Origin of the sequence: Microcoleus sp. OTE_8_concoct_300, from assembly GCF_031383065.1 — a bacterium.
GTDB lineage: Bacteria > Cyanobacteriota > Cyanobacteriia > Cyanobacteriales > Microcoleaceae > Microcoleus.
In genome coordinates this window covers 1-1,835 of record NZ_JANMZH010000681.1, presented here as the reverse complement: position 1 = coordinate 1,835, position 1,835 = coordinate 1, and the positions used below count along the sequence as shown (strand labels likewise).

Annotated in this window: 1 pseudogene; it reads left to right on the top strand. The window is 47.0% G+C overall.

Annotated elements, in window-relative coordinates:
- Positions 1 to 1,554, top strand: a pseudogene (locus ACUVJL_RS30865) (hypothetical protein); the annotation flags it as partial.
- Positions 1,555 to 1,835 lie beyond the last annotated feature (281 nt).

The following is a 1,835-nucleotide window of genomic DNA, read 5'->3' as shown; positions in this document are numbered from 1 at the left end:
TCCAAAACTGCAACAAAGGCAGAAGTCAAAGAATTTCTCAAAGACCCCGACGCTTATATCAAGAAATACGGACTAGCTTGGATAGTTTACACTCCGACGGCTGAATCGGGCATTGACATTAGCATCCAGAATATTGACATTCGCACCCAGAATTATTTTTCTGATGTGTTTTGCTGGTTTGTGGGAGTTTTGGGCGTTGACGAGTGTATCCAGATGTCTCGGCGCGTCCGTCATCCCGAAAGAATTATTATTTTGTGTCCAGAGCGGGGGCTGGCCAAAAAGAACACCGGGGGAATTTTTGAAGCTGAAATAATCAAAGCTCTTTCAGAGTTTGGGGATACAGAAGCTCGGTTGCTTATAAAGGATGAATCCCAGTTGCAGAAAGTGCGGGAAGATCTAGCGGCTCAAATTGTTACGCCACACACAATCATGTGGGCAAAGCTCCAAGCCAAAGCAGAATTGGAACGCAGGCATTTGAAGAAATACTTGTTAACAGCTTTCGATCTGGCCGGCTACTCTGTGCAATGTGTGACACCTGCTGAGTGCGATTACGAAGGACACGCTACAGCCAAGGAAGAGTGCAAGGACATTGAGGCTCAAGAAATTTTTAACGCGCCAGACATCGAACTTTCGGAAGCTTTAGAAATTAAGCGAAACTTTAAAGCGACTTGGGAAGACCGATGCAAAGCTATAAAATTCTTTCTCAAAGCCCGACTGCCGGGAATTGAAGACTCTGCTTTATGGAGTTGGGAATTTGTGCGGCGTGTCCGATTTGACGAGCGATCGCTACTCAGCCAGCTTGATGCCGCTTGGCAATTTAACAACCCAGAGGACTCTGAATATTTGCAGCGACACAAATTGTTAGCTGACAGGCAACAATTTTTGGGCGACTTCTCCGACCGTTACCTAAAAATTAGAGCATTTCAAGCCCTGGGCTTGGAGAAATTTTTGGATTCCAGTAAAGACTGGAGGGGGGATGACTTGGAAGTTGTCGAAGTGTACGAGCGCTGCAAAAAGAAAGCAGTTGCCAAGCTTCTCGGACATCCGGGCAAGATGAAGCCGATGCAGTGGCTAAATAAATTGTTGAGTTTAATCGGCTGCAAGCTGATTGGCAGAAGAACCAAGCAGAACGGAGTGCTGCACTGGACATACTCATTCAGTGAGGAGCTAAGCACCCCTATGAATTGGGACGAATTGACCGCTCTTACAGCCAAAAGACAAGCGAAAAAAATTGCCGAACTAAAAGAAGCTGAACTTCTTGCAACACAAGCGGTTGAGGTGGTTCTATCGCCCGCTGTTTATGATACAAGTTTAGGGGAAGTTAGAACCTTACCAAATATAGAAGTAGAACCTCCGATCCAACCTCAGATCGCAGAGGATCCAATCGCAAATCGGACAGGCTGGGTTAGCCGCTGGGGTAAGTGGGTGGCGGCCAAAGTAATCGGATGGTCTGAAGAGGGGACACGCTACCGAATTCTGTATGAAACCAAATGCGGGGAATGGAGCGAGGCCCTAGCCTTCCCCAGTCAGATCAGATGGGAACAGACTTTCTAGAATCACACCCATTGCCTCGATTGTCTGTCCCGCCTAGTATGTTGCACCTGTTTATAGAAATGGTTAAGTAGAGGTAGCAGCCATTTATGGAAACGGTAATAAGTAACGAAGCTGTAGCAGTTCTAAGTCCAAGGTCAGGATATTGCTCTATCCTGACCGAGACGTAATGCTTTTGAGTCCTGGATGGGGAAATACCATTATGCTGACTTCGCTGCATCAGTTTCAAGCCCTGGGCTGAGAAAAAGGGCTACCCCGGATCAGATTGGCTGTCCGGGACAGAC